Below are 24,113 nucleotides of genomic sequence, written 5' to 3'. Positions count from 1 at the left end.
AGTCGGCCCTCCTCCCCCGCGGCCTATGGGGTCGAGCTGTCCACCGGTATCGATCGGCGGCCCCGCGCAGCGGCACCGGGGGCCCAGGCTAGTCGCATGACCGCGCGCGCCCTCCGACTCGTCCTCGTCGCCGCATCCGTCCTCGCCTTGCTCCTGTCCGCAGCCGGCGCGACGCACGACGCGGTGGATACGGCTCCTTCGGGCGTCGTCCGGGCGACATCGTGGGTGTGGCCCGTTGCGCCCTCCTCGCTCGTCCGCCCCTTCGATCCCCCGGCCGATCCGTACGGGCCCGGACACCGAGGCGTCGACCTCCAGTCCTCACCGGGGGCGTCCATTCGCGCTGTCGCGGCCGGAATGGTCGTCTTCGCCGGCTGGGTCGTCGATCGGCCGGTCATCTCCATCGACCACGGGGGCGGGGTCGTGAGCTCCGTCGAGCCCGTCGTCGCCCTCGTGGCCGTCGGCGAGACGGTCGCCCCGGGCTCCGCGATCGGCGTCATCGCGCCGGAGGGACACGGTGCCGCCGGCCGGATCCACTTCGGCGTCCGGGTTCACGGCGTGTACGTCGATCCCCTGTCCCTCCTGCCGGCACCGGCGCGAGCGGTGCTCCTTCCCTGCTGCTGACGGGACGGTCAGGCGCGAGGGTGGGCCTGACGGTAGCTCGTGCGGAGCCGCTCCGTGGACACATGGGTGTAGATCTGCGTCGTACCGAGGCTCGCGTGGCCCAGGATCTCCTGAACAGCGCGGAGGTCCGCGCCGCCGTCGAGCAGGTGCGTGGCCGCGGAATGGCGGAGCGCATGCGGACCGGCCGTCCGACCGATCGCTTCACCGAGAAGTCGTGACACCACGTCGTACGCGGAGCGTGTGTTCAGCCTGCCCCCCCGGGCCCCGAGGAAGAGGGCGCGCGCCGCCGGACTCGTGCTGCGCGCAGCCAACGCCGGCCGCCCCCGGACGAGATAGGCGTCCAGGGCCTCCGCGGCGGCGTTACCGTACGGAACCACGCGATCCTTGTCACCCTTGCCCGTCACCCGGACGGTCTGCTCGGTAGCGTCGACCGCGTCGAGATCCAGACCGCACACCTCGGCTACCCGGAGGGCGGACGCGTAGATCAGCTCGACGAGGGCGTGGTCGCGGAGGGCGATCGGATCGCCGTCGTCGGCGCGGGCGCGGAGCCCTTCCAGCGCTCGGGCCACGGTGTCTGCGGCGGCGACCCGAGGGAGCGTGCGGCCCCGACGGGGCGCGGTGAGGCGAAGGCTGGGATCGGCATCCAGCAGCTGCGTCTCGGCCGCCCAGTCGAAAAACCCCCGCACGGCCGCGATACGACGGGCGATGGTCGCGCGGGAGGCGCCTGCCTGAGTGGTCGACCAGAGCCACTCCCGCAATCGGTCGCGGGTGATCTCGTCGATCGGCACGTCTGCGAGGGACCGCCGCAGGTCGCCGAGGTCCGCGCCATAGGCCCGCAGGGTCGCGGGCGAGAGGCGTCGCACGGCGGCGAGGTGCACGAGGTAGTCCTCGATGGCGCCCTGCAGGTGCATGGCTCCACTATCCCCCACCGCGGTATGACTCCGTGTACGGCGCTCCGCGCGAGATCCCACGCTCAGCCGCCCCGCATCCACCCCTCAGCGCTCCGTCGGGCCCGGCCTTCCAGCTCCAGCACTCCCAGACGCCCGGAGACATCGCTTTCGCTGAGGCCGGTGCGGCGCGCGAGATCGGCGAGGCTCCGCGGTGATCGCGAGCTCAGCGCGTCGCGGACACGTCGCGCATCGGCCTCGGCCGGCGCCTCCGCCGCGCTGCCCCGCCCTGCGCGGGCATCGCCCGCACACGCGCCGATCATGTCGGCGAGATCGTCGACGGCGGTGATGCACTCGGCGTCGTACTCCCGGAGAAGGCGGTGACAGCCCGCCGAGGCGGCGCTGGTGACGGGGCCCGGCACCGCGCCGAGGGGGCGCCCGAGCGCTGCGGCATGGCCGGCGGTGTTCAATGATCCGCTCCGCCAGCCCGCTTCCACGACGACGGTCGCATCGGACAGGGCGGCGATGAGTCGGTTCCTCTGCAGGAAGCGCCATCGGGTGGGGGCCGTTCCGCAGGGCACCTCGCTGACGACGGCTCCCGTGGACGCGATGTCGGCGAGCATGCCTGTATGACCGGCGGGGTACGCCCGGTCGGCACCGCCCGCGAGGAGCGCGATCGTCAGCCCTCCCGCTCGCAGCACCGCCCGGTGAGCTGCGCCGTCGATGCCGTACGCGCCCCCGGACACCACGGTGACGTCGCGGGAGACCATGCCGGCAGCGAGCTCCACGGCGATGTGTTCTCCGTACGCGGTCGCCGCCCGCGCTCCCACGATCGCGACCGATGGGCGCACGGCGACGAGATGCTCGGGATCCCCCCGCACCCACACGCACAGCGGCGCATGCACACCGAGGTCATCCAGCGCCTCCGGCCACTCGCGGTCTCCGGGCAGGATCAGGCGGGTGGCGCTCGCCCGCGCGGTCCGCAGCGCGGCGGCGACGGCGCCGGGATCGATCCGCGGGCGCCACCGCTCCTGAGCGCGCGCCATCGTGCGCGCATCCGCGACACCCGTCAGCAGGCCGTCCCCCGTGATCATCCGCAACGCCTCCAGACGACCGAACGCTGCGACCAGGGCCCCCGCCACGCCGTCCCCCGGTTCGGCGATCACGCTCCACGCGGCCGCCGCATACCGGTCCACGGTCTCCTCGTCCTCGAGATCGTCCGCCCACGGCCCCAGGGCGCTGCGCGCCTCACGCACGCCCCACGTCGACGGGGTCATGCGGCCGTCCCCCGCTTCAGGAACAGGGCGCGGCCGATGTGGTCCGCGGACAGCCGCGCGTGTCCCTCCAGATCGGCCAGCGACCAGGCGACCCGCAGCACGCGATCGTACCCCCGGAGCGTCAGCGATCCGCGATGGAGCGCAGCGTCCAGAGGCCGACGCACGGCGGCATCGGGAGCGAAGGGACCGTCGCGCAGCCACGAACCGGGCACCCGGGCGTTCAGGTTCCAGCGCGTGCCGTCGAGCCGGCTCCGCATGCGCCGCCGCGCCTCCGCCACGCGCCCTCTCGCCTCGCTCGTCGTCATCGACGGGGGCAGCGCATCGCGCTGCGCCACGGCGACGCGCTGGACGGTCAGCTCGATGTCGATGCGGTCGAGCAGCGGACCCGACAGTCGACCGAGGTAACGTCGGATCGCCGCGGGTGGACACGTGCACGAACCCCCGCGGATTCCGTAGTCGCCGCACGGGCACGGGTTCGTCGCGAGGATGAGCTGGAAACGCGTGGGGAAGTCCGCGCGCCAGCCCGCGCGGTCGATGCTGATGACACCGTTCTCGAGCGGCTGGCGAAGAGCGTCCAAAGTCCCGGCGGCGAATTCCGCCGCCTCATCGAGGAAGAGGACGCCCTCGGATGCGAGAGCGATCGCTCCCGGCCTCATCGTGCGTGAACCCCCGCCGACCAGGGACGCCACGCTCGCGGAGTGATGAGGTGCGACGAACGGCGGCGTCCGATCGAGATCGACCACGCGATTCCCGCTCAATGATGCAAGACTCGCAACGGCCAGCGCAGCGTCGTCGTCCAGAGCGGGAAGGATGCCGGGCAGCCGGCGTGCCAGCATCGTCTTCCCCGCGCCGGGCGGTCCGCACATGAGGAGGTGGTGTCCGCCCGCAGCCGCCGTGACCAAGGCCTCGACAGCCTGGGGCTGCCCCAGGACGTCGGCGAGCTCCCCGGCATCCGCAGCCGCGCGCACACACGCGTCGCCCGCCACGGGCTCCTCGTCCGGCACCACCACGTCGGCTCCGTGCCATGCGGCGACCTGCGCCAGGTTGACCGCACCGAGGACCTCGGCCCCGGGCACGAGTTCGGCCTCCTCGAGGTTCGCGGCGGGCACCACGATCCGGGTCCGCCCGGATCGCACCGCAGCGATCACACTCGGCAGCACTCCCGGCACCGGTCGCAGCCGCCCGTCCAGACCGAGTTCCCCGAGATGTACCGTCTTCGCGAGGGACGCCGCGCTCATTCCCCCCTCCGTCGCGAGTGCGGCCACGGCGATCGCGACATCGAAACCGGCCCCCTGCTTCGGCAGGCCGGCAGGCGACAGATTCACCGTGATCCTCCGCCGCGGAAGGGGAAGATCGCTGTTGACACAGGCGTTGTGGACCCGTCGTGCCGCCTCGCTCAGGGACCGGTCGGGCAGTCCGATGATCTTGAATTCGGGGGTCTGCTCGCTCAGGTCCGCTTCGACCTCGACGCACTCCCCGCGAGCTCCCACGATCGCGATCGCCCACGTACGCGCGACGCCCATCAGATGTCCAGATCCCGGAGATGCTCGATCTCGGCCCGTTCGGGGTCGCGTCCGATCAACCCGACGGCGTCGATGCGGAGACGCCGCCCCGCCCCCACGTCAGGGTGCGCGCCGAGCCACGCCATACCGAGGCGCCAGAGCCGGGCACGCTTCCTGGCGTCGATCGCCTCGAAAGGGTGCCCGAAGCCCCGTCCGCTCCGTGTCTTGACCTCGACGACGATGACGGCGTCGTCTCCCAACACGACGAGGTCGATCTCGCCGCCGCGCGCCCGCCAGTTGCGGTCCGCGATCGCGTACCCGAGGCCCTCGAGGTAGTGGCCGGCGCGGACTTCCCCCGCCCGCCCGATGTCGTCTTTTCTCGCCATACCGGAATGGTGCGCCATGGACGGCGACGACGACGCTGCGAGGCAGCCCCCGGTGGACTCCCCGCAGCGAGAACCACGGATCGTCCTCCTGGGGAGGAGGGTCAGGAATCCAGCGACAACTCCTCGGGGAGCTGGAAGTCCCGACGCGACAGCTCCTCGACATTCACATCCTTGAACGTCAGCACGCGGACCGCCTTGACGAAGCGATCGGCGCGATAGATGTCCCATACCCAGACGTCGGTCATGGAGATCTCGAAGTAGAAGTCGTGCTCAGTGTCACGGCGGACGACGTTCACGTCGTTGGCGAGATAGAAGCGGCGCTCCGTCTCCACCACGTACTGGAACTGCACCACCACGTCCCGGTATTCGCGGTAGAGGGCGAGCTCGAGTTCGCGGTCGTAGTCTTCGAAGACATCGTCATCCATGGTGCTCCCATCCTAGGCGCGCACCTGCGGCGTGCGCGCGACCCGGACACGGTCAGAACAGCGTCGGGACCTCGCCGAGGCTCCATGTCCGGCGGTGGTGGACGCTGGCACCGTGGGCACGCAGCGCCGATCGGTGCGCGGCGCTCGCGTAGCCCTTGTTCTCGTCCCACGCGTAGACGGGCGCGTCGGGGTGCATCGCCACCATCAGGGTGTCCCGGGCGACCTTGGCGATGACGGACGCCGCAGCGGCCGAGGCGCAATCCCGGTCCGCTTTGACCTGCGTCCGTACCCGGGCCGCGCTCCCGGGGGTCAGTGAGACGTAGTCGTAGTTGCCGTCGAGGAGCACGATCGCCTCGTCGACCGCTGCGCCGTGCGTTCGCAGTTCCGCCAGGGCACGGGCCGTGGCGAGCGACATGGCCCGCATGATGCCCACCTCGTCGATCTCCGCGGCGCTCGCCCACCCGACCGCACTCGCCCGGACCCACTCGCCGGCGCGGCGCGCCACGAGCGCGCGGTGGGCGGGACGGACGAGCTTCGAATCGCGCAGACCGGTGGGGACACGTCGGCGCGCATCCTTGGCGTCGATCGCGACGGCGCCGACGGCGACCGGACCGGCGAGGGCGCCCCGCCCGACCTCATCACAGGCGATCAGCAGCGGGAACTCCTTGAGCAGACGTCGCTCGAGCGAGAGGCGGGGCTCGATCACGCTCACCTCTGCGCGGCGCCCTGCGACTCGACGGGCCCGGGGACGCCGGCGAAGACGTCGTGATGGAAGTCGAGCAGGCCGAACCGGTCGAGCGGCCAGGTGGCGAGGAACGCCCTGCCGACGAGATTGTCGACGGGAACGAACCCCTGGCCCGGCTGCTCGGTGTTGTAGCGGGAATCCTTCGACCGGTTCCGATTGTCGCCGAGCACCCACAGGCTGCCAGCCGGAACCGTGACGTCGAAATCGATCGCCGACGCCGGCTCGCTCGCGGCCAGCTTCGTGTACGCCGTCTCGTCCACCGGAACGCCGTTCACCTCGATCTGACCGAGCGCGTTACAGCACACGACCCGGTCCCCCGGCAGGCCGATGATGCGCTTGACGAGGTGGTCGTCGCTGTCGGACGCACTCAGGCCCACCAGCGACAGGATCCAGTCGACCGCTTCGACGAAAGGAGCACGCGCGGGGGTGTTCACCGGCGGCAACCACCCACCGGGGTCGCGGAACACGACGATGTCACCACGGTCGTACTCGTCGAATCGGGGGGTGATCTGGTCGACGAGGATGCGATCGCTGACCTGGAGGGTGTCCTCCATCGATCCCGAAGGGATGTAGAACGACCGGACGATGAAGGTCTTCACGAGGAAGGACACGAGGATCGCGATGAGGACGATGACCACGACGTCGCGAAGGAAACTCCACACTCCCCGCCGACGCGAGCGCGGGGAGGACGTCGTCGCGTGTTCGGCGGATACCCCGTCGGCGACGGTCTTGTCGGTGGTCATTCGGATCCTTCACCCGGCAGGCCGGCGGTCGGTTGCCGCATCCAGGGTCGCACATCGATCACCCGTCGACGACGGACGGATCGGGTTTCGCGGTGTGTTCACGGTGGGGAACGTCGAATGCCCCGGTGCGGACACCGGGGCATTCGATGAAGGCGACACTCAGCGGTCGCGCTTCTCCTTGATCTTGGCCTTCTTGCCGCGCAGTGCGCGAAGGTAGTAGAGCTTGGCGCGACGCACGTCGCCGCGGGTCACGACCTCGATGTGGTCGATCACCGGGGAGTGGACCGGGAAGGTGCGCTCCACGCCGACCTGGAAGCTGATCTTCCGCACGGTGAAGGTCTCGCGCACGCCATCACCGGACCGGCCGATGACGATGCCCTGGAAGACCTGGATACGGGAGCGGTTGCCCTCCGTGATGTTCACGTGCACCTTGACGGTGTCGCCGGGTGCGAAGACGGGGATGTCCGAACGCAGCGAAGCCGCGTCGACGGAGTCGAGGATCTGCATGATCGTCTCTCTCTGCGGCCGCCACAGGTCGACCGCGGATGAAGGGGAAAGGGATGTCGTGTGCCCGGGGCCGATGATCGGATCAACGGCGGGCTCCCCTGAGGCAGAACCGTTCAGGGCACAAAAGAGTATTCTGCCACGGATCCGACGCGGTTCAAAAGCGGTCCGCCGATGGGGGCCGCTCCTCCTCGGACACGACGATCACGTCGGGCGCGCCGCGGGGTGTCTTCTTCGCCGCCGCGGGAAGGAACACGACCCCGGTCCGCGTCGTCGACAGCCTCACGGACGGTCGCGCCTCGCGCCACAACTGCCACAGCGAGAGCCAGAAGACCGCGACACCCGTCACCACCGCGAAGACGAAGACGATCCCCCACCATTCAGGGCGGAAGAACCCGAGCGAGGCGATCAGCACCTGCCAGACCCCGACCCCCAGGACGTCCCACCAGGAGACCGCGCGGTGAGCGCGCACCGTTCCGCGGGCGCGGATCAGCGCCGTGAGGATCAGCTGCCACACGAGCACCCCGGGGATCGCGATCAGCAGCACCCACAGCAGGGCCCACCCACCCGCGCGGAAGACGCCCCAGCCGACCAGGAGCCACAGGGGCAGGATCAGCGCCGCGGGCAGGAGCCACGCGAAGAACGCACGCCGCAACACCATCCTTCGATGGTACGCCCGCGTGCGCGTGGGGTGTCCGGAGCGGCGGGACGCGTGGCGTCCTCACAGCGAGCGTCTTCCCCCTCGGGCAGAATGGACCGGACGAGAGGGAGCTCCACACATGATCGAACTGCGCACTCCGGCCGAGATCGAGGCCATGCGCCCCGCGGGACGCTTCGTTGCGGAGACCCTCGCGACCCTCCGCGACGAGACGGGGGTCGGGACAAATCTCCTGAGCATCGATCGCCGCGCACACGATCTGATCCGGCGCGCCGGCGCCGAGTCCTGCTACATCGACTACCACCCGTCCTTCGGGGCGAGCCCGTTCGGCAAGGTCATCTGCACCTCCGTGAACGACGCGGTCCTGCACGGACTCCCGCACGACTACGTCCTCGCCGACGGTGACCTGGTGACGCTCGACTTCGCCGTGTCGATCGACGGCTGGGTCGCCGACTCAGCGGTGTCCTTCGTCGTCGGCACCCCGCGGGACGAGGATCTCGCGCTGATCGACACCACCGAACGGGCCCTCCAAGCGGCCATCGCCGCCGCCGCCGTGGGCAACCGGGTCGGTGACATCTCCCATGCCGTCGCGTCGGTCGCCCGCGGCGACGGCTACAGCATCAACACCGATTTCGGAGGGCACGGCGTGGGCCGGGAGATGCACGGCGACCCGCATGTCCCGAACGACGGAAAGCCCGGGCGGGGGTACCCGCTGCGCCCCGGACTCGTCGTCGCGCTCGAGCCGTGGTTCCTGCAGACCACGGACAAGCTCGTCACGGACCCAGACGGCTGGACCCTGCGCAGCGCGGATGGGTCGCGGGGGGCGCACGCGGAGCACACCGTCGCGATCACGGCCGACGGGCCGATCATCCTGACCGACCGGAGCTGGCTCGGGGTCGATTGAGGAACGGACGCGGCGTCAGGGCAGAAGGTCGGGCCGGATCGTCCGCGTGCGCTCGATCGACTGTTCCGTGCGCCACCGGCTGATCGCGCCGTGGTGGCCGCTGAGCAGCACCGGCGGAACATCGAGACCGCGCCACTGCGCCGGCTTGGTGTAGGCGGGAGCCTCCAGCAACCCGTCCTCGTGGGACTCCTGAACGAGACTGTCCGGGTTCCCGACCATGCCGGGGATCAGACGCGACACCGCCTCGATCATCGCCATCGTCGCCACTTCCCCGCCGTTCAAGACATAGTCGCCGATGCTGATGGAGCGCACCCGATGGTCGCGCGCGAAGTGCTCGCCGACCCGCTGGTCGATCCCCTCGTATCGTCCGCACGCGAAGACCAGGTGCGATTCGGCGGCGAGGTCGCGGGCCAGGCCCTGCGTGAACAGCTCACCGGCAGGCGAAGGGATGATGAGCACGGACGCGGGCGCCAGCAGGCTGTCCAGTGCCTCGCCCCAGGGCTCCGGCTTCATGACCATCCCGGCACCGCCGCCGTACGGGGTGTCGTCGACGGTGCGGTGCCGGTCGTGCGTGTGATCCCTCAGATCGTGGACGCGGATGTCGAGCAGTCCGCGCTCTCGCGCCTTGCCCACGAGCGAGACGTCCAGCACATCGAAGAAGGCCGGAAAGATGGTGACGACATCCAGACGCATGGGGAATCTCAGTCGCGCGGCTCGGGAACGCCTTCGTCCCCCTCGGCGCCCTCATCCGCGAGCTCCTCGAACAGGCCCGCCGGAGGGGTGACGACCACCCGACCGGCGTCGATGTCCACCTCGGGGACGATCTGCGACACGAACGGGACGAGCACCTCGTCGTCCGTGCCGTTCGGGGTCACCACGAGCAGGTCGTGCGCGGGGAGATGATCCACTCGCGCGACTCGCCCGATCACGTCCCCGTCGCGCACGACGGCCAGACCGACCAGCTGATGGTCGTACCACGCGTCGTCATCGCCGGAGGGCGCGTCGATCGGCTGGTCGATCCACAGGATCGCGCGCACGAGCGCTTCAGCCGCGTCGCGGTCGTCGACGCCCTGGAAGAACGCCACGGGGTGGGAGTTCATCCACCGGAACTCCCGCACGGTGAGGGGCTTCCCGTGCCAGGGCGATGATTCCGGCACCTGGAGGGTGAAGGTCGACCCGGGCGCGAAACGACCCTCGGGATCGTCGGTGTACAGCTCCAGCTTGAGGGCGCCTTTGAGTCCGTGAGCCTTGACCAGGCGTCCGACCCTCAGCTGCGTCTTCTCGTCCGCCACGGTCAGTCGTCCGCGACGTCGACGCGCACGCGTCGGCCGTCCGCGAGAGCGCCGACGACCGTCCGCAGTGCCTTGGCGGTGCGGCCGCCGCGTCCGATCACGCGTCCCCGGTCGTCGGGGTGCACGTGGACCTCCAGCACGTCGCCCCGCGGCGAGGAGCTGGAATCGATGCGCACATCATCCGGGTGATCGACGATCCCCTTGACGACGTGCTCGAGCGCGGCGGCCAGCAACGTCCTTACTCCGCTTCGGTCGAGGCGTCGGCCTCGGCGGCGTCGGCGGCGGGTGCGTCCGCCTTCTTCTCCGCCTTCGGCTTGACGACGGACTTCTTGGACGCGTCGACGGAGAACTCCGGCTTGGGCTCGCGCGTCTTCACGGTGGAGACGGCGTCCTTGTCGCCCTTGAAGCGACCCCAGTCGCCGGTGAGCTTCAGGATGGCGGCGACCTGCTCGGTCGGCTGCGCGCCGACACCGAGCCAGTACTGCGCGCGGTCGGAGTCGACCTCGATGAACGAGGGCTCCTCGGTCGGGTGGTACTTGCCGATCTCCTCGATGACACGACCATCGCGCTTGGTGCGCGAGTCGGCGACGACGATGCGGTAGTAGGGCGCGCGGATCTTTCCGAGACGCTTGAGACGGATCTTGACAGCCACGATTCTCCTGAGTGTGGTGGAAGGAAGACGAACCGATCGCCCGAACGCGTGGGGTGCACGCTGGGCGGAAGCTCTGGGGTGGGCCGCGCACCGGATAGAGGGTCGAGTGGGCGGTCCGACCCTTTATTCTGCCAGATGCGAGCGGATGCCGCGAACCGGGCGGTCGTGCCGACCGGAGGGCGGCCGCGTGACAGACTGAGCGCGTGTCGATCACCTTCGCCCCCTCGGCGCGTTCCTCGGTGGGTCTCGAGTGGGAGCTCATGCTCGCGGACGGCGACACCGGCGACCTCGTCCCCCGCGCCCCCGGCATACTGCAGGCTCTCGCGGAGCCCACGCGCGACGAGCGCTTCACCATCACCGGTGAGCTGCTCACCAACACGATCGAGGTGACCAGCGGGGTCGGATCGACGGTCGCGGAGGCCGTCGACGACATCGCCGAGGCGATCGCGGCGGTCCGCGTGGTGACCGACCCGGACGGCACCGAGCTGCTGTGCGCCGGCAGCCATCCGTTCGCGCAGTGGTACGACCAGCAGGTCACCGACAAGACGCGGTACCACAAGCTCATCCGTCGCACGCAGTGGTGGGGACGGAACATGATGATCTGGGGGGTGCACGTCCACGTCGGCGTGGAGGATCCCGCCAAGGTCCTGCCGATCATCGCCTCGCTCACGCGGTATCTCCCGCACCTGCAGGCACTGTCGGCGTCCAGTCCGTTCTGGGCGGGTGAGCGCACCGGCTACGCCTCCAATCGCGCTCTGGTGTTCCAGCAGCTGCCCACCGCCGGCCTTCCCTGGCCGATGACGGAATGGGCGGAGTTCGAGAAGTACCTGGCGGACATGATCCGCACCGGGGTCATGGAGGATGTCAGCGAAGTGCGCTGGGACATCCGGCCGGCGCCGCGCTGGGGGACCATCGAGGTGCGCGCGTGCGACGGGATGTCCACGCTTCCCGAGCTCGCCGCGATCGGCGCGCTCGTGCAGTGCCTCGTCGAATGGCTGTCGCAGGCGCTCGATCGCGGCGAGGAGCTTCCGATGCTCCCCCCCTGGTTCGCGCGGGAGAACAAGTGGCGCGCCGCGCGCTACGGGTTGGACGCGCCGATCATCGTCGACGCGGAGGGCACGCAACGGCCTGTCAGAGAGCACGTGGCGGAGACGTTGGCGGATCTGAGCGAGGTGGCCGCACACCTCGGCTGCTCCCGTGAACTGCGCGGGGTCACCACGATCCTCGATGCCGGCGCGAGTTACGAACGGCAGGTGCGCGTGGCGGAGACGGACGGCGGGGACCTCCGGCGCGTGGTCCAGCACCTGATCGCCGAGTTCCGCGCGGGTCCCACGCTGCGGGACCACCTCGCCCGGCAGCCAGCCGACTGAGGACGGGCTCAGCCCTTCCCGAGCATCCGCTGGAGCTCTGCGAGGTCCTCGGCGCTGGGCTGAGCCGAGGCTCCCAGACCGAAGCCGGACCCGGTCGGGGCAGCCGTGGCGGCGATCCCGGCGTTCTCGGCGGCCCGTTTGGCGGGGTTCCCCGAGCGCGACCCCTTCGCCTTCGGCTGCTTCCCCCGCTTGCTCGACGCCCCCGGCCGCCCGGAGCCGGGCACCGGCCCCATGCCCGGGATCGAAGGGACACCGCCGCGCGCGACGGTCTTCATCATCTTCGCGGCCTGATCGAAGCGCTGGACGAGCTGATTGACATCGGTGACGGTCATGCCCGAGCCCCGCGCGATGCGCAGACGGCGCGATCCGTTGAGCACCTTGGGGTTGCGACGCTCCCCCGGGGTCATCGACCGGATGATCGCTTCCGTGCGGTCGATCTCGCGTTCGTCGAAATCGTCCAGCTGCTGCTTCATCGAGCCCATGCCGGGGAGCATCCCCAGCATCTTCTTCATCGACCCCATCTTCTTGAGCTGCTGCATCTGCTCGAGGAAGTCCTCGAGCGTGAACTGCTCGGTCGCGAGCTTCTCGGCGACCTTCATCGCTTCGGCTTCGTCGAAAGCCTGCTGCGCCTGCTCGATGAGCGTGAGGATGTCGCCGAGGTCGAGGATCCGGCTCGCCATCCGGTCCGGGTGGAAGGCCTCGACGTCCTCGAGTCCTTCCCCTGTGGACGCGAAGATGATCGGGCGCCCCGTCACGCTCGCGACGGACAGTGCCGCACCGCCGCGGGCGTCGCCGTCGAGCTTGGACAGGACGACACCGGTGAAGTCGACGCCCTCCTGGAAGGCCTTCGCCGTGTTCACGGCATCCTGACCGATCATCGCGTCGATGACGAAGAGGACCTCGTCCGGGTCCGTCGCCCGCCGGATGTCGGATGCCTGCTTCATCAGGTCGGCGTCGACGCCCAGGCGTCCCGCCGTGTCGATGATGACGACATCGTGCTGTTGACGGCGCGCCACCTCGACGCCGTCCCGGGCGACCCGCACCGGGTCGCCCACGCCGTTGCCGGGCTCGGGCGCGTACACGGCCGCGCCCGCACGTTCCGCGACGACCTGGAGCTGGTTCACGGCGTTCGGGCGCTGGAGGTCGCAGGCGACGAGGAGCGGTGTGTGGCCCTCCTTCTCGAGCATCTTGGCGAGCTTCCCGGCGAAGGTCGTCTTGCCCGAACCCTGGAGACCGGCGAGCATGATGACGGTCGGCGCGGTCTTCGCCATCTGCAGGCGTCGCTGCTCACCGCCCAAGATGCCGACGAGTTCGTCGTTGACGATCTGGACCACCTGCTGCGCGGGGTTGAGCGCCCGATTGACCTCGTCGCCGAGTGCGCGTTCGCGGACCCTGGCCGTGAACTCCTTGACGACCGGCAGGGCGACGTCGGCGTCGAGGAGGGCCCGGCGGATCTCACGCACCGTGCCGTCGACATCGGCCGCCGTGAGCTTGCCCTTCGTGCGCAGATTGCGCAGGGTCTCGGTGAGCCGGTCGGAGAGTGTGCCGAAAGTCGCCATGATCCCCCGATTCTACGCCGCCGGCCCGGCAGCTCCGATGCGCGCCCGTCCCGCCTGCGCGAGCGCGCGCGCCAGGAGCGGTTCCAGGCGGATCCGTCCGGCGCCGGCCCTGGTCCACGCGGTGATGGACGCGATCACCGCACCGGCGTCCGCCGCGCCCGCGACATCGGCGACCAGGGGATCGTGACCTGCGCGGCGGAGCGCCGCGGACACCGACCGGGCGATGCGGGCGGCGCGCACCGCGCCACCGTGGACGAGCTCCTCCTCCGCACGCATCGCCTCGGCGTGGGCCAGGGCGAGGGCGAGAGTCCCGGGCGCGAATCCGCGACCCAGCGCCTGCAGCGCGTCGTCGATGCCGGGCAGGGTCGTCGACGCACCGATCCGATCCTCGAGGTCGTCGATCCGCGCGTCGAGGTCGGCCCACAGGATCGCGCTCTTGGAGGTGAAGTAGTTGAAGAAGCTCGACCTGCTCACCCCCGCACGCGCGGCGATGTCGGCGACCGAGGTGTCGGCGTAGCCGCGCTCGAGGAAGAGCTCGCACGCGGCCTCCGCGATCACCTCCCGCGACGAGGCGCGTGGCCTTCCCCCGAGCGGTCCTGTCATGCCCGAAGCCTAGCGACGCGCATCCGACGTCGAGGACGCGTATTGTTGGACCGCATCCAACAACCGTCGAGGAGCAGCATGCTGTTGATCGAGAGGGTCGGGCTCTCCCCCGATCTCGTGCCCTATCAGGAAGGCTGGGACCTGCAGCGTCGCCTGCACGCGGCGGTCGTCGACGGGACCCGTCCCGACACCCTCCTGCTCCTCGAGCACGAAGCGGTGTACACGGCGGGTCGACGCACGCTCGCCGAGGAGCGTCCCCTCGACGGCACGCCGGTCATCGACGTGGACCGCGGCGGCAAGATCACCTGGCACGGCCCGGGACAGCTTGTGGGCTATCCGATCGTGCGTCTTCCGGAGCCTGTGGATGTGGTCGCCCACGTCCGCAGGCTCGAGCGTCTTCTGATCGCCGCTCTCGATGAACTCGGTGTCGACGGCCGGCAGGTCGAGGGTCGCAGCGGCGTCTGGGTCCGTCGCCCCATGGGCGAGGACAAGGTCGCCGCGATCGGTGTCCGTGTGGAACGCGGCGTCACCATGCACGGCTTCGCGGTCAACTGCGACAACTCGCTCGCTCCGTTCCGCTCGATCATCCCCTGCGGGATCGCGGATGCCGGCGTCACGACTGTCAGCGAGGTCGCGGGGCGCATCGTGACCACCGCGGAGGTCGCTTCGGTCGTCGATCGGGTGTTCGCGGCATCCTTCGCGGAGGTGTTCGCGTGAGCGCGTGCGGCGCGGGTGCGAACGGCGGCTCGTCCGCTGCTCCCGGCGGGCGGAAGCTCCTCCGACTCGAAGTGCGCAACGCCGAGACCCCCATCGAGCGGAAGCCTGAGTGGATCAAGACCCGCGCCAAGATGGGACCCGAGTATCAGGCCCTGCACTCGCTGGTGAAGACCGAGGGTCTGCACACCGTCTGCCAGGAGGCGGGATGCCCCAACATCTACGAGTGCTGGGAGGACCGCGAAGCGACGTTCCTCATCGGCGGCGCGCAGTGCACGCGGCGGTGCGACTTCTGCCAGATCGACACGGGCAAGCCCGCGGACTACGACACCGATGAGCCGCGACGTGTCGCCGAGAGCGTGTCGCGGATGCGACTGCGGTATGCCACCGTCACCGGTGTCGCTCGGGACGACCTCCCCGACGGAGGCGCCTGGCTGCACGCCGAGACGGTGCGCATGATCCACGAGCACAACCCCGGGACCGGCGTCGAGATCCTCGCGACGGACTTCAACGGCGATCCCGCCCTCCTCGGCGAGGTCTTCGAGTCGAGGCCGGAAGTGTTCGCCCACAACGTCGAGACGGTCCCGCGCATCTTCAAGCGCATCCGGCCCGCGTTCCGGTACGAGCGATCCCTCGACGTCCTGACGCAGGCGCGGAACGCCGGGCTGATCACCAAGTCCAACCTGATCCTGGGCATGGGCGAGGAGCCGGAGGAGGTCGTGCAGGCACTGCAGGACCTGCACGACGCGGGCACGGACATCATCACCATCACCCAGTACCTGCGGCCGTCTCCGCGCCACCTCCCGGTGGCGCGATGGGTGAAGCCCGACGAGTTCGTCGCCTTCAAGGAGGCTGCGGAGCGGATCGGCTTCCTCGGGGTACTGGCGGGGCCGCTCGTGCGCTCGTCGTACCGCGCGGGTCGACTGTGGGCGCAATCCATGACGTCGAAGGGTCGCCCGATCCCGGCGCACCTCGCCCACATCGCCGGAGATGCGGCGGCCGACTTCGCCCAGGCCGTCTGAGCGGCCGGCGGATCGAGCCGCCGGCCCCCGGGTTCCGTGACGAGGAGCGCTACTCGGCGCTGGTGACGGAGATCACGGCCCCGTCGGTGCCGATGTTGACCAGCAGCACATCGTCGGTGGCGTCGGGATCGAGCGCGTACTCGAGCACGGCGAAGGGGTCGGTACCGCCGTGCTCGTCCGCGAGGATGGTCATGCTCATCAGCTGCAGGGAGCGGATCACGTCGATCTGCACGTCGCCGGACACGTCCACCAGGAGGGCATCGAGCTCGTCGTCGAGGGCCTCCTGCTGCTGCAGGATGTATTCGGTCACCTCGCTCGTGCGGTCGCTGAGCTCATTGACCATCGCGTTCCGCGCCGACATGTCGAGGTCCTCGAGAGCGGAGATGAGAGCGGCGGCGACATCCAGGGCATCGACGGAGACGTCGTCCTGATCGGGCGCGGTGAGGTCCACCGTCACCGACTGGTCGCCGAGCTCCACGTGCTCCGACCAGAAGATCGAACCGTCGGGCCCGGACTCGAGCAGGCCGAAGTAGTCGTGTTCGATCGCCATGTTCCCATGAAACCAGCGCGGGCCCCGCGGGGGAAGATCGGGCGGGCGTGTCGCCGGGCTCAGTCCACCAGCGCGGCGGCGAAGACGTGGGGGGTGAAGCCCGTGAGGTCTCCGATCCCCTCTCCCTGGCCGAGAAGCTTGACCGGTATGCCCGTCTTCTCCTGGACCGCGAGCACGAACCCGCCCTTCGCGGATCCGTCGAGCTTGGTGAGCACGAGACCCGTGACTCCCGCGTGCTCGAGGAACGCCTGCGCCTGCAGGACGCCGTTCTGACCGGTCGTGGCGTCCAGGACCAGCAGTACCTCGCTGATCGGCGCACGCTTCTCGATGACGCGACGGATCTTGGTGAGTTCGTCCATCAGCCCACCCTTGGTATGCAGGCGGCCGGCGGTGTCGACCAGGACGATCTCCGTGCCGGTGCGCTGGGCGTACTCGATCGTCTGGAACGCCACGGATGCCGGATCCTGGCCCTCTCGTTCGGGCCGGACGATCATCGCTCCGCCGCGCTCCGCCCATGTCGCGAGCTGGTCCACGGCGGCCGCACGGAATGTGTCCGCCGCGCCGACGACGACGGACCGCCCGTAGCGCTGCAGGAACTTCGCGAACTTGCCGATCGTCGTGGTCTTCCCCACGCCGTTGACCCCTACGACGAGGACCACCGCGGGTCGCTCGGTGAGCTTCAGCGTGGTGTCGAAGCGCGCGAAATGCTCCTCGAGCGTCTCCTTGAGCATGCGCTGGAGGTCGCGTGGATCCGTGGTGCGGTAGCGATCGACCTTGTCGCGCAGCTCGTCGAGGATCCGCTCGGTGATGTCCGGGCCGAAATCGGCCGTGAGCAGCGCCGTTTCGAGGTCGTCCCATGTCGTCTCGTCGATCGTCGGCTTGACGAACATGCCGCGGAGGGCCCGTCCGAGGGACCAGGAGCTTTCAGCCATGGCCCCAGCCTACGGTTTCGCGGAGCGACGTTCAGGCCGACGCCGACTCGCGCACGCGCTGCCCCACCACCGCCGAGACGCCGTCTTGTCGCATCGAGACTCCGTACAGGGCGTCGGCGATCTCCATCGTCCGCTTCTGATGCGTGATCACGATCAGCTGACTCGACGACCGGAGCTGCTCGAACACCCCGAGCAGGCGCCCGAGGTTCGCGTCGTCGAGCGCGGCCTCCACCTCGTCCAGGATGTAGAACGGACTCGGACGTGCCTTGAAGATGGCGGTGAGCAATGCCACAGCGGCCAGCGAGCGTTCACCACCGGAGAGCAGAGAGAGACGCTCGATCTTCTTCCCGACCGGCCGCACGGAGACCTCGATGCCCGTGGTCAAGGGCGAATCGGGGTCCGTGAGGGCGATGGATCCCGTACCTCCGGGGAAGAGGATGGGGAACACCTCGCCGAAGGCGACGCGGGTGTCCTCGAAGGCGGCGAGGAAGATCACCTGCATCCGCTCGTCGAGCTCCTCGATGATGGTGAGGAGGTCCTTGCGCGTCTGGGTCAGATCGGCGAGCTGTTCGGTGAGGAAGGCGTGTCGCTGCTCGAGAGCTGCGAACTCCTCGAGTGCGAGCGGGTTGACGCGGCCGAGCTGAGCGAGCTTCCGCTCCGCCGCCTGGAGCCGCTTCTGCTCCGCCGTCCGATCGAACGGCACAGCCGCGCCGTCGGCATCCTCGGTGTCCTCCGCCGCCGCGGCGGGCCCGTATTCCTCCAGAAGAATATTCTCTTCGAGCCCCAGCTCGGAGGCGGCTCGCTCCCGGAGGGCCGTGGCGTGGAGGCGATTCTCGTGAATGCGGAGCTCCAGTGCGTGGACGTTCTCCGTCAGCCGCGACAGCCGCTCGCGGATATCGCTCTCGTTCTGCCTCAGGGTGGAGAGCTCTGCGGTGACGGCTGCGCGTTCCGCCTGAGCCGCGACGAGTGCAGCCCGCGCCTCGGCCAGCGACCGGTCGATCGCGTCGATGACGGGGGGCAGCCTCTCTGCCACCGCAGATGCCGTCGCCCTCTGCTCGCGCCGGATCACCGCGCGGCGTGCCGACTCCTCGGCGGCCGCGCGCTCCCGCTCGCGCTGCCGCTCGAGACCCGACACCCGAACCTCGGCCGCGCGGATGCGCTCCCGAAGAGTCTCCACCTCGAGCCTGGCGCGCATCTCGATGTCCCGTGCGCTTTCCAGGGCTCCGAGCACGTCGTCCCGAGCCGAGGCGTCCAGGATCGGCCGGGGCGCCTCCTGGGCGACCGTGTACTGGTCCCGCGCCACACGGGCGGCATCCTCCGCTTCGACCACCGCGGCCGAGGCCTGCGCGAGGCCGGCGGCCAGCCGGTCGCATTCCGCAACGGCGGCTTCGTGTCGGACGGTGGCGCGATTGGACTTCTCGGCCCGCGCGGCCGCCGCGGCATCCTGCTCCCGCAGCGCCGTGAGCGCCGCGGCTGCGCGCGACTTGGCCCCGCGAAGAGCGTCCTGGGCGTCTCGGAGGCCTTCGCGGAGGGAGTCGGCGACCACGACGATCTCATCGCGGCGAACCGCGGCGGCATCGCGCTCCGCCATCAGCTCCAGGCGAGAACGAGACCCGCCGGATCCGGACCGGAGAGAGAACGCGGTGAGCACCTCGCCCCCGCGCGTGACGATGCGTCCGGATGCGCGCGGCAGCGCCGGCGCGGCCGCCCGTGCGTCGTCCAGATCCTCCGCCAGGAACACCGACGCCAACAGCGCCCGGACTCCGGCCGGTCCCTCGACGACGTCGACGGCGTGGCGCAGCCCTTCCGGCGCCGCCGGACGTTCCGCCGTGTCCGTGTCGGCGAAGACGATGTCGACGCGACCGAGATCCTCGTCTCGAGCCGCCTCGGCCAGCGCGAACGCGTGGTCGGAGTCCGCGACCACCCCCTCCGCGTACGAACCGAGCGCGGCGGCGATCGCCGCCTCCCAGCCGGTCTCCACCTGCACCGCGTCACTGACGAGGCCGTGCACGCCGGCACGATCTCCCGCCAGGAGACCGGCCGCGGCGCTCTTGCCCTCGAGCGCGCGCCCGAGTGCAGTGACCTGGGCGATCAGGGCGTCCCGCTCCCGCTCGGCGGTATGGAGGCGCTCACGCAGTTCGGCGACATCGGATTCAGCCGCTGTCGCGTCGCGTTGCGCGCGCTCGTACACCGCCTGCGCCTCGGCCGCGTCGGCCTCCGGGTCGGGCGCGGTGCCGAGGTCGTCCAGAGCCTTCTCCGCCTCCGCGCGGCGGGCGTGCGCGGCATCGAGCGCGTTCTGCTGCCGCTCGACCGCGGTGCGCACCGCGGCGAGGGTCGACTCCGCGGCCTCCGCGGTTCCGCGTAGCGCCGTCAGGCGCATGTCGTGGGAGGAGACGAGAGCGCTCTGCGCGGCGATGTCGGCGTCGAGGGCGTCGAGCTCGGCGCGGGCGCGTGTCACATCCCGCCCCGCAGCGGTAGCGGCATCCTGCGCTCCCTGCAGACCGTCCGTGACCTCGGCGATCTCTGCCCGTGCGGCGTCGATCATCTGGGGCGATACGGTCGCGATCTCGACGCGCTCGTCGTCCTCCGCGGAGCCGAGGAGCGCGAGTCTCTGCCCCACGAGCGCATACAGGCCGCGCGTGCGCTCCTGAACGCGCTCGAGTCCCGAGGTCACCCCTCGCGCCTCGTCGACGGCTTCCGAGCGCTGGTCCGACTCCAGCCGCTCGATCCGCGCGCGGATGTCGTCGAGGCGTGACTGCAGCCCTGCCCGCTCGGCATGCGTCTCCTGCTCGCCGCGTGCCGCATCCGCGAGTACTGCGCGCACGCGGAGCAGATCGTCCGCCATGAGCCGCGCCTTCGCGTCCCTGACTTCCGCCGCGATCCCCGCGGCCTCCCGGGCTACCTCGGCCTGCCGCCCCAGCGGCTTCAGCTGCCGCCGGAGCTCCCCGGCGAGATCGTTCACGCGCGTGAGGTTCGCCTCCATGGCCTCGAGCTTGCGGAGCGTCTTCTCCTTCCGTCGCCGATGCTTGAGGATGCCGGCGGCCTCCTCGATGAATCCGCGTCGGTCCTCGGGGGTTGCCTGGAGCACGCTGTCGAGGCGCCCCTGTCCCACGATCACGTGCATCTCGCGTCCGAGCCCGGAATCGCTCAAGAGTTCCTGCACGTCGAGCAGGCGGCAGCTCTGACCGTTGATCGCGTACTCGCTGCTGCCGTTGCGGAACAGCGTTCGGCTGATCGTGACCTCGGAATACTCGATGGGCAGCGCGCCGTCGCCGTTGTCGATGGTGAGCTGCACCTCCGCGCGACCGAGCGGCCCTCGCGTGGACGTCCCGGCGAAGATGACGTCCTCCATCTTCCCGCCACGGAGGGTCTTCGCTCCCTGCTCGCCCATCACCCAGGCCAGGGCGTCGACGACGTTCGACTTGCCCGAGCCGTTCGGACCGACGATGCAGGTGACACCGGGCTCCAGCGCGAACGTGGTCGGCTGCGCGAAGGACTTGAAGCCCTTGAGCGTGAGGCTCTTCAGGTGCATGGGAGGACCCTCGGGTCGCGGCGCCGGATCACACGCCCACGGTAGTCGATGGTGTCGTCGGACCGTCGGCGGCGGGCCGCGGGGCGTGGAGCGCACGCGCGACACGCCCGGGGGTGTTGCGAAGCTGGGTGTTCCTGCGCTAACGTTCCAGATCGCACCGGCACACGAAAGGAGGTCGTCATGATGATCCTCACCCGCATCGGCTTCGTCGCCTCGACGACCCCTCGTCGTCGCCCGACCGCGTCCGCCTGATCTCGGCGACGCCTCGCCCCCGGCAGACCCCGGTCTGCACCGCGCCCGCGCTGTCCTCGCGCCTCCCGTCCCGGCACCTCTCTGCGCGCCCGGCAACCCACATCCTCCTCCTCAACGGAAAGCTCCGTCATGTACCTCACGCTCGACGAGCGCCGCGACCACGCGCGCCCGCACTCCCCCGACGAACTCCGCTCGCATCGCGAGCACCGAGCTCTGCGCCTGCTCCTTCTCGCGCCCCGCCTCTGATCCGTGCCACACCCGATCGAAGGAAAGACCATGAACACCGCCCATCCCGCCGGCCTCGAGCTGCGGGAGCTCTCCGTCCCCGACGACCTCACCGCTCCCGAGGCCCTCGACTTCCGGACGATGGTCGAGGTCCGCAACCGCGTCTACCGCGAGATCAACGGACACGACGACGAATCGATGACTCCGGAGGAGCTCCTGCCGCACTACGCGCCGAGCCCGTTCGAGATCCGTCGCGTGTGGTCGGCCGTCTGGAACGGGACCGTCGTCGGCCGCGTCGGGCTCGATCTGCCGCTCGAAGACGGATCCGCCTCCGCCCTCTGGCTCATCGAACTCCTCCGGGCAGCCTGGGGACGCGGAATCGGCTCGGCAGCCCTGGCGATGATCGAAGGGGAAGCGCGCGCGCACGGCCGACATGTCCTGCAGTCGTGGGCCGCGCATCCCGCGTCACCGGGAGAGCAGCTGGACGCGCCCACCGGATTCGGCCGCGTACCGCTGGATCACGCCGCGCGGTTCTACCTTGCTCACGGCTACCGCCTCGAGCAGGTCGAACGCAACAGCGCACTCGCCCTCGACGGGGATCTCCCACGCGTGCGGGAGCTGCTCGCGGACGCGGAGCGTGCATCCACGGCGTATCGCGTCGTCCAGTGGACCCTCCCCACACCCCCGGCGTTCGTCGAGGAGTACGCCTGGATGAAATCGAGGATGTCGACGGATGCTCCTTCCGCCGATCTGGAGATGGACGAGGAGCACTGGGATGCCGCCCGCATCTCCGAGCACGACGCGCGTTACCTGAGCGGCGGACAGCACATGCTGGTGACCGCAGCTCAACACCGGGAGTCGGGACGGCTGTGCGCGTTCAACGAACTGGTCATCGGCCGGGACCGGACCGGAGCGACCCACCAGGAGGACACTCTCGTCCTCCGTGAGCACCGCGGGCACCGTCTCGGACTCCTCGTTAAGTGCGCCGGGCTGCTCGCCTGGCGTGAGCACGCCCCGTCGTCACCGCGCGTCCTGACCTACAACGCCGAGGAGAATCGTCCGATGCTCGACATCAACGAGGCGATGGGTTTCGTTCCCCTCGCCTACGGAGGTGCGTGGAAGAAGGTGCTCCCCCCACGCGACTGAGCCCCGGTGTCAGCGGCCTCGCGGGAGCCGTTGACACCGGGGGCAGTAGTGGCTCGAGCGATTCATGAACGACACCCGCAGGATGGGGCGCGCGCACCGATGACAGGGGGCGCCGGTCCGCCCGTAGGCGTGCAGCGAGTGGGCGAAGTAACCGGCCTGGCCGTTGACGTTGACGTACTGCGCGTCGAAGCTCGTGCCGCCCTCGGCCAGCGCCCTGTGCAGGACGGTGCGGATCTCGTCGAGGAGCCGTGTCACGCGTCGCGCGGACAGGGTGTCGGCCGGTGTCTCCGGGTGGATGCGCGCCGCCCACAGCGCCTCGTCGGCGTAGATGTTGCCGATACCGCTGAGGACGGTCTGATCGAGCAGTACACGTTTGATGCCCGATGCCTTGCGTCCCAGCAGCCGCCGAAGGCGGGTCTCGTCGAGGGCGGGATCGAGGGGATCACGGGCGATGTGCGCGACCTGCGCGGGGACGAGCGCATCACCGGAGCCGAAGCCCCCGGGCGCGGCATCCGCCGTCGGGAGAAGGGGATCCAGCGCGAGAGATCCGAAGGTGCGCTGGTCCGCGAAGACGACGGCCAGGGCGCCGTGCACGGGATGCTCGATGTCTATGCGGATCCGCTCGTGTCGCTCCGCGGGGGCGTCCGATGCGCGAAGAAGCATCTGGCCGCTCATGCCGAGATGGGCCACGAGTGCGCGGGATGCATCGGAGCCGATCGCGGCTTCGACCGGCATCCAGAGGAACTTCCCGCGTCGGCAGACCGCGCCCACCCGCGCGCCGGTCAGCGCGCGTTCGAAATCGTCGGGCGTGGTCGGATGCCGAGTGAGTGCGCGCGGATCGTGGACCGTGACGGCGGATACCCTCGCGCCCACCACAGCGGGCGCGAGTCCCGAGCGCACCACCTCCACCTCCGGAAGCTCAGGCACGACCCGACAGCTCCCTCCACGCGGTCAGGGCCGCGGCCATCTCGGCGTGCTTTTTGCTGCGACCGATTCCCTCCGAGCGGATGCCGGCGACCTCGACCACCGCGGTGAAGGTGCGATCGTGGTCCGGCCCCTGGGCGGTGACGCTGTACATCGGCGCCGCCGCGGCCAGGCGCGCTGCCGCCTCCTGGAGTGCGGTCTTCGGATCGACGGCCGCGCCGTAGCGCTCCGGGTCGGCGAGGAGGGGCTCGAGCAGGCGGAGGACGAGCGCGGTGGCCGCCTCCGGCCCGGCGGAGAGATAGGTCGCGCCGATGAGCGCCTCCGTGGTGTCCGCGAGGATCGAGTCCTTGTCGCGTCCGCCGGTCTGATTCTCACCCCGCCCGAGCTTCACGTGAGCGCCCAGATCGATGCCGCGCGCCACCTCCGCTAGGGCGAGCGTGGACACGACCGCAGCACGTCTCTTCGCCAGCGACCCCTCGTCCAGCTCGGGATGCCGGGTGTAGAGGAAGACGGTGACCGCCTGGCCGAGGACGGAGTCCCCCAGGAACTCGAGCCGTTCGTTGTGGGGCCCCTGCCCGTTCTCATACGCCCACGAGCGGTGGGTCAGAGCCAGCGACAGAAGCTCGGGGTCGATATCGACCCCGAGCTTGTCGGTGAGACTGTTCATCGCCGCGTCGGAGATAGCCTC

26 protein-coding genes are annotated in these 24,113 nt (G+C 70.1%); 6 read left to right on the top strand and 20 right to left on the bottom strand.

Annotated elements, in window-relative coordinates; genetic code table 11:
* Positions 1-96 precede the first annotated feature (96 nt).
* Positions 97-621 (top strand): murein hydrolase activator EnvC family protein, encoded by a 525-nt coding sequence (locus tag ABXJ56_RS12980; RefSeq protein ID WP_354000164.1) that lies wholly within the window; start codon positions 97-99, stop codon positions 619-621.
* Between the two features lie 8 nt (positions 622-629).
* On the opposite strand, the gene ABXJ56_RS12975 is transcribed toward ABXJ56_RS12980, so the two are convergent.
* The 9 genes from ABXJ56_RS12975 to ABXJ56_RS12935 form a co-directional block, all read right to left on the bottom strand.
* Positions 630-1,532, bottom strand: a complete 903-nt coding sequence (locus ABXJ56_RS12975; protein WP_354000163.1) for a tyrosine recombinase XerC — start codon at positions 1,530-1,532, stop codon at positions 630-632.
* A 62-nt stretch (positions 1,533-1,594) separates the two neighbouring features.
* Positions 1,595-2,785, bottom strand: a complete 1,191-nt coding sequence (dprA, locus tag ABXJ56_RS12970) for a DNA-processing protein DprA (protein ID WP_354000162.1) — start codon at positions 2,783-2,785, stop codon at positions 1,595-1,597.
* Entirely contained in the window at positions 2,782-4,308 is a 1,527-nt protein-coding gene (locus tag ABXJ56_RS12965) for a YifB family Mg chelatase-like AAA ATPase (protein ID WP_354000161.1), read from the bottom strand. The genes dprA and ABXJ56_RS12965 overlap by 4 nt, the downstream gene beginning before the upstream one ends.
* On the bottom strand, positions 4,308-4,673 hold the full coding sequence (locus tag ABXJ56_RS12960; protein ID WP_354000160.1) for a YraN family protein: 366 nt from the start codon (positions 4,671-4,673) through the stop codon (positions 4,308-4,310). Before ABXJ56_RS12960 ends, ABXJ56_RS12965 begins: the two co-directional genes overlap by 1 nt.
* Before the next feature lie 101 nt (positions 4,674-4,774).
* Positions 4,775-5,098 carry a DUF2469 family protein gene (locus ABXJ56_RS12955; RefSeq protein ID WP_354000159.1) on the bottom strand — a complete coding sequence of 108 codons (324 nt, stop codon included), beginning with the start codon at positions 5,096-5,098 and terminating at the stop codon, positions 4,775-4,777.
* Between the two features lie 52 nt (positions 5,099-5,150).
* Positions 5,151-5,810 (bottom strand): ribonuclease HII, encoded by a 660-nt coding sequence (locus ABXJ56_RS12950; protein WP_354000158.1) that lies wholly within the window; start codon positions 5,808-5,810, stop codon positions 5,151-5,153.
* Positions 5,807-6,586, bottom strand: a complete 780-nt coding sequence (lepB, locus tag ABXJ56_RS12945) for a signal peptidase I (protein ID WP_354000157.1) — start codon at positions 6,584-6,586, stop codon at positions 5,807-5,809. The genes ABXJ56_RS12950 and lepB overlap by 4 nt, the downstream gene beginning before the upstream one ends.
* Positions 6,587-6,745: 159 nt before the next feature.
* Positions 6,746-7,093, bottom strand: coding sequence for a 50S ribosomal protein L19 (gene rplS, locus ABXJ56_RS12940; RefSeq protein ID WP_053548326.1), 348 nt, complete (start codon positions 7,091-7,093; stop codon positions 6,746-6,748).
* Between the two features lie 154 nt (positions 7,094-7,247).
* Positions 7,248-7,751, bottom strand: a complete 504-nt coding sequence (locus ABXJ56_RS12935; RefSeq protein WP_354000156.1) for an MFS transporter permease — start codon at positions 7,749-7,751, stop codon at positions 7,248-7,250.
* 118 nt (positions 7,752-7,869) lie between these two features.
* On the opposite strand from ABXJ56_RS12935, the gene map reads away from it, so the two are divergent.
* Positions 7,870-8,652 carry a type I methionyl aminopeptidase gene (gene map, locus ABXJ56_RS12930; RefSeq protein ID WP_354000155.1) on the top strand — a complete coding sequence of 261 codons (783 nt, stop codon included), beginning with the start codon at positions 7,870-7,872 and terminating at the stop codon, positions 8,650-8,652.
* A gap of 15 nt (positions 8,653-8,667) precedes the next feature.
* Here map and trmD read toward each other — a convergent pair whose 3' ends face one another.
* The 4 genes from trmD to rpsP are packed head-to-tail and all read right to left on the bottom strand — an operon-like array spanning position 8,668 to position 10,596.
* Positions 8,668-9,345 carry a tRNA (guanosine(37)-N1)-methyltransferase TrmD gene (gene trmD, locus ABXJ56_RS12925; protein WP_354000154.1) on the bottom strand — a complete coding sequence of 226 codons (678 nt, stop codon included), beginning with the start codon at positions 9,343-9,345 and terminating at the stop codon, positions 8,668-8,670.
* Positions 9,346-9,353: 8 nt separating this feature from the next.
* Positions 9,354-9,950, bottom strand: coding sequence for a ribosome maturation factor RimM (gene rimM, locus ABXJ56_RS12920; protein WP_435405012.1), 597 nt, complete (start codon positions 9,948-9,950; stop codon positions 9,354-9,356).
* Positions 9,947-10,177: an RNA-binding protein gene (locus tag ABXJ56_RS12915; protein WP_354000152.1), complete on the bottom strand. Its 231-nt coding sequence runs from the start codon at positions 10,175-10,177 to the stop codon at positions 9,947-9,949. Before ABXJ56_RS12915 ends, rimM begins: the two co-directional genes overlap by 4 nt.
* Positions 10,178-10,182: 5 nt before the next feature.
* Positions 10,183-10,596: a 30S ribosomal protein S16 gene (gene rpsP / locus ABXJ56_RS12910; RefSeq protein ID WP_354000151.1), complete on the bottom strand. Its 414-nt coding sequence runs from the start codon at positions 10,594-10,596 to the stop codon at positions 10,183-10,185.
* 203 nt (positions 10,597-10,799) lie between these two features.
* Between rpsP and ABXJ56_RS12905 the strand changes: the two genes are divergently transcribed.
* Positions 10,800-11,966: a glutamate--cysteine ligase gene (locus tag ABXJ56_RS12905; protein WP_354000150.1), complete on the top strand. Its 1,167-nt coding sequence runs from the start codon at positions 10,800-10,802 to the stop codon at positions 11,964-11,966.
* A gap of 8 nt (positions 11,967-11,974) precedes the next feature.
* On the opposite strand, the gene ffh is transcribed toward ABXJ56_RS12905, so the two are convergent.
* Both ffh and ABXJ56_RS12895 read right to left on the bottom strand, forming a co-directional pair.
* Positions 11,975-13,525, bottom strand: a complete 1,551-nt coding sequence (gene ffh, locus ABXJ56_RS12900; protein ID WP_354000149.1) for a signal recognition particle protein — start codon at positions 13,523-13,525, stop codon at positions 11,975-11,977.
* Between the two features lie 12 nt (positions 13,526-13,537).
* Complete coding sequence (locus ABXJ56_RS12895) at positions 13,538-14,128, bottom strand: TetR/AcrR family transcriptional regulator (RefSeq protein WP_354000148.1); 591 nt, start codon at positions 14,126-14,128, stop codon at positions 13,538-13,540.
* Positions 14,129-14,206: 78 nt separating this feature from the next.
* On the opposite strand from ABXJ56_RS12895, the gene lipB reads away from it, so the two are divergent.
* Positions 14,207-14,845, top strand: coding sequence for a lipoyl(octanoyl) transferase LipB (gene lipB / locus ABXJ56_RS12890; RefSeq protein ID WP_354000147.1), 639 nt, complete (start codon positions 14,207-14,209; stop codon positions 14,843-14,845).
* Positions 14,842-15,864, top strand: a complete 1,023-nt coding sequence (gene lipA / locus ABXJ56_RS12885) for a lipoyl synthase (RefSeq protein ID WP_354000146.1) — start codon at positions 14,842-14,844, stop codon at positions 15,862-15,864. The genes lipB and lipA overlap by 4 nt, the downstream gene beginning before the upstream one ends.
* Positions 15,865-15,913: 49 nt before the next feature.
* Here lipA and ABXJ56_RS12880 read toward each other — a convergent pair whose 3' ends face one another.
* Genes ABXJ56_RS12880 through smc form a run of 3 tightly spaced genes read right to left on the bottom strand, consistent with a single transcriptional unit; the run spans position 15,914 to position 20,878 of the window.
* Positions 15,914-16,414, bottom strand: a complete 501-nt coding sequence (locus ABXJ56_RS12880; protein ID WP_354000145.1) for a DUF2004 domain-containing protein — start codon at positions 16,412-16,414, stop codon at positions 15,914-15,916.
* A gap of 59 nt (positions 16,415-16,473) precedes the next feature.
* Positions 16,474-17,346, bottom strand: coding sequence for a signal recognition particle-docking protein FtsY (ftsY, locus tag ABXJ56_RS12875; RefSeq protein ID WP_354000144.1), 873 nt, complete (start codon positions 17,344-17,346; stop codon positions 16,474-16,476).
* A 31-nt stretch (positions 17,347-17,377) separates the two neighbouring features.
* Positions 17,378-20,878 carry a chromosome segregation protein SMC gene (gene smc, locus ABXJ56_RS12870; protein ID WP_354000143.1) on the bottom strand — a complete coding sequence of 1,167 codons (3,501 nt, stop codon included), beginning with the start codon at positions 20,876-20,878 and terminating at the stop codon, positions 17,378-17,380.
* Between the two features lie 528 nt (positions 20,879-21,406).
* Here smc and ABXJ56_RS12865 point away from each other — a divergent pair.
* Complete coding sequence (locus ABXJ56_RS12865) at positions 21,407-22,501, top strand: GNAT family N-acetyltransferase (RefSeq protein WP_354000142.1); 1,095 nt, start codon at positions 21,407-21,409, stop codon at positions 22,499-22,501.
* A 9-nt stretch (positions 22,502-22,510) separates the two neighbouring features.
* Here the strand turns inward: ABXJ56_RS12865 and mutM are convergent, their stop codons facing one another.
* Both mutM and rnc read right to left on the bottom strand, forming a co-directional pair.
* Positions 22,511-23,428, bottom strand: coding sequence for a bifunctional DNA-formamidopyrimidine glycosylase/DNA-(apurinic or apyrimidinic site) lyase (mutM, locus tag ABXJ56_RS12860; protein ID WP_354000141.1), 918 nt, complete (start codon positions 23,426-23,428; stop codon positions 22,511-22,513).
* A complete protein-coding gene (gene rnc, locus ABXJ56_RS12855; RefSeq protein ID WP_354000140.1) occupies positions 23,421-24,092 on the bottom strand; it encodes a ribonuclease III in 672 nt (223 codons plus the stop codon). The genes mutM and rnc overlap by 8 nt, the downstream gene beginning before the upstream one ends.
* Positions 24,093-24,113: the final 21 nt, after the last annotated feature.

Origin of the sequence: Microbacterium aurantiacum (genome assembly GCF_040532595.1) — a bacterium.
Lineage (GTDB): Bacteria > Actinomycetota > Actinomycetes > Actinomycetales > Microbacteriaceae > Microbacterium > Microbacterium chocolatum_B.
The sequence above is the reverse complement of the archived record's forward strand: the minus strand, read 5'-3'. Positions and strand labels throughout refer to the sequence as shown.